Here is a 4,722-nt window from a genome sequence, read left to right on the forward strand (position 1 = left end):
AAGTTTCCCACGATCCAGATCAATGTCAATACTACCCTTGACAATTTCCCTTTTTCCTTAACTTGTCACCAATGGTTTGCCGCCGATGGTAGAGTTATCGAAGAGCCAGCGAAAGACCCTTTGACAACTTATGAAGCTAAAATAGAGGGAGATTTGGTTTTGGTGAAAGGGAAAGGGCAAGGTGTGGCGGGAGAGCGATCGCCCAACCGTCCTCAAGTTCAGCAAAATAGGGATAAAAATGATGATGATGGCGAATCCGAAGAGGGCGATAAAACCCATAAAAAAGATGATTAATAGAGGTATGGAAAAGGCCCTAGGGAAGAAATATAAATTATCTATTTGTTCAGTTTTATTACAACTGCGGTGCATCGCTATCAATAAATCATTATAGTTGCTGGTGCAGTTATGTGCTGGCGATTAGAATTGATGGCTCTAGGACTTACGCTATTAGACTGAATCAACCAGGTTTTTCAACTATAAAATCGCTGAAACGTCGTGGGAACCTCGTATTTTTGTAAAAAAACCTGGTTGCTGCGTAAGTGCTAAGATCGTAAAAACCAAGAGATCAAAGATGCAGCCACTTCAGCGAAACCTTGATCAAATACCATGACCCAAAAATCCGATCGCAAGTTAAAAAATGTATGGGAAAGTCGGCTAACAGGAACCCGCACTAGCGCCTTTTTGACTGAGATATTAAGCAACAGCGGACATTTCTTAATTCTTAAGAGCTTATCAAGCCTCATATTAGTTGATTGGTTCAAATTTATCACTGATCCAGCTATATATGTACTGATAGTCGGAATGCTAGTTCAGGCTTGGTATCTCTCGAAATCGAACTGCAACCGTTTTTGGGGCAACCTGATCAGCGTAAGTATATATACGCTGATTGATGTGCCCATAGACGGGCTAGATTTTTTTCAAGATCCCTCTCATGGAGTCTTTTGGTTATTTTCCCTGATGATTGCTATTTTGCAAGGATTGCGATTCCATTGGGTTCGAGGTATCGATTATTGGCTGATTCCACTGGAAAGTTTGGTGCGGGCTCTGATGGTGGTAGCTTTTTATGTTGTCGTCGGGATTAAGTCTCAGTCTTTAATTTTTAATCCAGAATTAATAGTGAGATTTTCGGGAACTGCAACGCACAAGTTTCTTACTTGGAGTATGGTGTTTATCGGTTTGCTTTTGGGGTTGCAGTCGCTACAACTTGCGAAACAGAGAAAGCAGCTACAAGCAACTGCCCAAATACTGGGAAATATGGCAGAATGGGGGATGGGAAGTCATGTAGTAGCAACGGCCCTGAATAATCCTGAAGGTTTAGCTTTTCAAAAGTGCGATCGCACAATTTTGTTTATGGATATTCGCGGTTTCACAGCTTGGTGCGAAAAAAATTCCCCTGAGACAGTTGCAGTCGTCCTCAATGAATATTACCGCTGCATTGAACCAGCAGCCGCTCAGTTTCAGCCCTTAAAAATAACATTTACAGGCGATGAAATTATGGCGATTTATGCTAGGCCACAACAGGGAATTGCTGCGGCTAAATCTATGAGTAAAGCTGCTTTAGAAATGCTTGAATTATATGGAATTGGTGCGGGATGCGGGGTGCATTGCGGAAGCGTTATTGAAGGGCTATTTGGCAGTGAAGATGTTCGGACTTATAGTGTAATTGGTGATGTTGTGAATACAGCAAAACGCTTAGAAAGTGCCACGCCTGGTGGTTTGATTACTATTTCTGATGCTGTCTATCAAGCGATGTCACAACATCTAACAGTCGAACCTTGTGAACCGATTGTGGCTAAGGGTAAAACAGCAGCTTTAATTGCATGGCGGTTAATATAGCGAGATTAAATAAATTTTGTCGCTGTCAAGTTAGCTTTTGTGATTATAGTTGAATACGTTGGTTAGCAAGTAAGGTGCGCACTGCGCACCCTACATTGAGCTAAATAAATCTAAATTTAGATAAAATACTTCGGAACCGTCAGGTGCGCGAATTATCTTTTCTACTGCGGTAGGGAGTTGATCTTGGCGGTACAATTCGGGAATTTCGCAGAATTGTTCTGCTGAAATTTCTAAAATCTTGGGCATATCAGGAATGGGAATTCCCAAGCGATCGCTTTTATTTAAACTGCAAACAATCAGGTAGTTGAAGTCAGCAATAGTTCGACTGCTGGGAAATATTTTGGATAAGTTAATCAGGGTAATCAGCTCTTCTTGATGCCGCACTAAACTTTGACCGCTATCTAAAAAACCGTAGGGATTAAAGTCTTTGACAACGCGCTGCACTTTTTCAATGGGAACTGCATAATTAACGTTTCCCAGTTCAAAGGAAACAAGTTTTCGAGGGGGTGTTCTGACAGAACCTTGTTTTTTACTGCGAAAACGGCGATTGTAATTGGCGTGAGTCATTCGATTTTAGATTTTGGATTTTAGATTTTAGATTGGGGGATTGAAGATTAGGGAATTATAGATTTTAGATTGGGGATTTTAAATTGGGGATTGAAGATTAGGCTTGAAAACTTAATAACTTAAGCACCTCCTACAGTCCTCTATCCTGTAAGTTGCGAGATCAAAGGAGGCAGAGCCTCCGGATCTGCATTACCAGGGAGAGCCTGGTAACGAGCCATGAATAATGACTAATGACTAATGACTAATGACTAATGACTAATGACTAATGACTAATGACTAATGACTAATGACTCCTGATTTAATGTTTGATTAATTTGGGGATGGCTTCTAAAAGTTGGGCTTCGCTGTAAGGTTTGGTGAAGTATTGATTGGCGCCTAATTCCATTGCCATTTGCCGGTGTTTTTCGCCGCTGCGGGAGGTCAGCATGGCTACAGGGATTTTAGCAAACCGCTGGGTCGATCGCATCGATCGCAACAATTCAAATCCATCCATCCGGGGCATTTCAATATCCACGATCGCCAAACTGCAATCAAGACCGTTTTGCAGCTTTTCCAGGGCATCCACGCCGTCTTTAGCCTGCACCACCCGGTAGCGGGCACGAATCAGCGTCAGAGACAGCAACTGCCGAATTGTATAGGAATCGTCCACTATCAAAATCTGCGGTGACTGACTCGAACTCGGCATTTGCGACAGTTTACCCGACACAGGGGCGATCGAACTATTTGCTAAAGGTTGACCCACCAAATCGTCCACATCCAAAATAGTCACAACTTTGCCGTCTCCCAAAATCGTACTCCCCAGAACCCCCCGAGGCTTGGATAGAGGCGGCGGCAAAGGTTTAACCACAATTTCCTGCTGACCGATCAGCCGTTCCACGGCAACCGCCAGCATTCCTTCGCTAGAAGCCAAAACCAGGACAGGAATGTGGTCTTGGGTCAAAGGGTCAGGAGAGGGGCCGTCGGGCCCGACGACGCTGTATTCGAGCAAATCTTGCAGTCGCACCAATCGAATAAATTCCTCCCGCCACCACAGCATCGGCTGATTGCCGGCGGTGTGAACTTCCGAAGCTTTAACGTGCAGAATTTCCTCGACTGCATCCAGAGGCACTGCTATTTTATTGCGATCGGTCTTCACCATCAAAGCGTCAGTAATCGACAGCAGCAGCGGCAGTTTGATGATAAAACTCGTACCTTTTCCCAGGCGAGAGTCCACCTTCACAGTCCCCCGCACAGTCCGCAAATTCGTTCGCACCACGTCGAGCCCGACTCCTCGCCCCGAAAGGTCGCTCACTTCCTCGACAGTGCTGAAACCCGGCCAAAACAGAAAATCGTAGAGTTCGGCAATGGAAAATTCTTGAGCTTGTTCCTCTGTCGCCAAACCCTTTTTGACAATTTTGTGGCGAATGATTTCCGGGTCAATGCCCGTGCCATCATCGGCGACAGTAATAATCGTTTGGCCGCCTTGGTGGCGGGCTTCGATTTCAATTTGACCGCTGGCGGGCTTGCCGGTTGCTTGCCGAACTTCGGGCATTTCGATGCCGTGGTCGAAGGCATTTCTCACTAAGTGTACTAAGGGGTCGCGCAAAGCATCAAGCAAACTTTCGTCAATTTTGGTATCTCTTCCCAGCAGCAGCAAGTTGACATCTTTATTGTATGTGAGGCACATATCTCTGAGCGCCCTGGGCAAGTGATCGACGGCGCGGCTGAAACTCACGACTCGCAACTGCATGACGCGGCTGCGGAGTTGTTCGGTAATGCGGCGCAGTTGGTCGGTACTGCGCTCGAATTTCATCGCTAAGATGTCTAATTTGGTGGCGGATTGAGAAATTGCTTCGGCAGTTTCGATGACTTCAGAGGCTGTGGAGTGGAACTCTGTATAACGATCCATCTCTAAGATATCGAAGTGAGCATGGGCGATCGAGGATTTGCTATTAGCAATCGCGGGAAATTCTGTTTCTGCTGCTGCAAGTTTTCCCAATTCCGAATTGCCGTTTCCTCCTTTCCAGTCTGCAAAACTCAGTCTGTCGTATTCTTCTCGCAACTGGCCGCCGAATTGGTTCAAATCTACGATACTGCGGCGGATGCGCTTGACTTCGCCGCGCAGTTCGGATTCTTGAAGTTCCAAATTTGTGCGGTTGATGACTAATTCTCCGACGAGATTAACTAATTCGGTCAAGCGTTCTAAGTCTACTCGGATTGTTGGTCTTTGCGGGTTGGGGAGTGGGGGAGTGGAGGAGGGGGAGAGGGGGAGAGGGGGAGAGGGGGAGAGGGAGAGGGGGGGAGGGGGAGAGGGGGAGAGGGGGAGAGGGGGAGAGGGGG

3 protein-coding genes and 1 pseudogene are annotated in these 4,722 nt (G+C 46.0%); 2 read left to right on the forward strand and 2 right to left on the reverse strand.

Annotated features, from left to right (window positions below):
* A pseudogene (locus QUB70_RS31570) lies at positions 1-294 on the forward strand (hypothetical protein); the annotation flags it as partial.
* Positions 295-606: 312 nt separating this feature from the next.
* The gene (locus tag QUB70_RS31575; RefSeq protein WP_332985720.1) at positions 607-1,836 is read left to right on the forward strand and encodes an adenylate/guanylate cyclase domain-containing protein; all 1,230 of its coding nucleotides are present in this window, start codon (positions 607-609) and stop codon (positions 1,834-1,836) included.
* Between the two features lie 90 nt (positions 1,837-1,926).
* Here QUB70_RS31575 and QUB70_RS31580 read toward each other — a convergent pair whose 3' ends face one another.
* Complete coding sequence (locus QUB70_RS31580; protein ID WP_332985722.1) at positions 1,927-2,403, reverse strand: chemotaxis protein CheW; 477 nt, start codon at positions 2,401-2,403, stop codon at positions 1,927-1,929.
* A gap of 298 nt (positions 2,404-2,701) precedes the next feature.
* A partial coding sequence (locus QUB70_RS31585; protein ID WP_332985723.1) for a hybrid sensor histidine kinase/response regulator occupies positions 2,702-4,722 on the reverse strand: 2,021 nt, incomplete at its 5' end.

The sequence above is a fragment of the Microcoleus sp. A003_D6 genome (assembly GCF_036702825.1).
In the GTDB taxonomy this organism is placed as follows: domain Bacteria; phylum Cyanobacteriota; class Cyanobacteriia; order Cyanobacteriales; family Microcoleaceae; genus Microcoleus.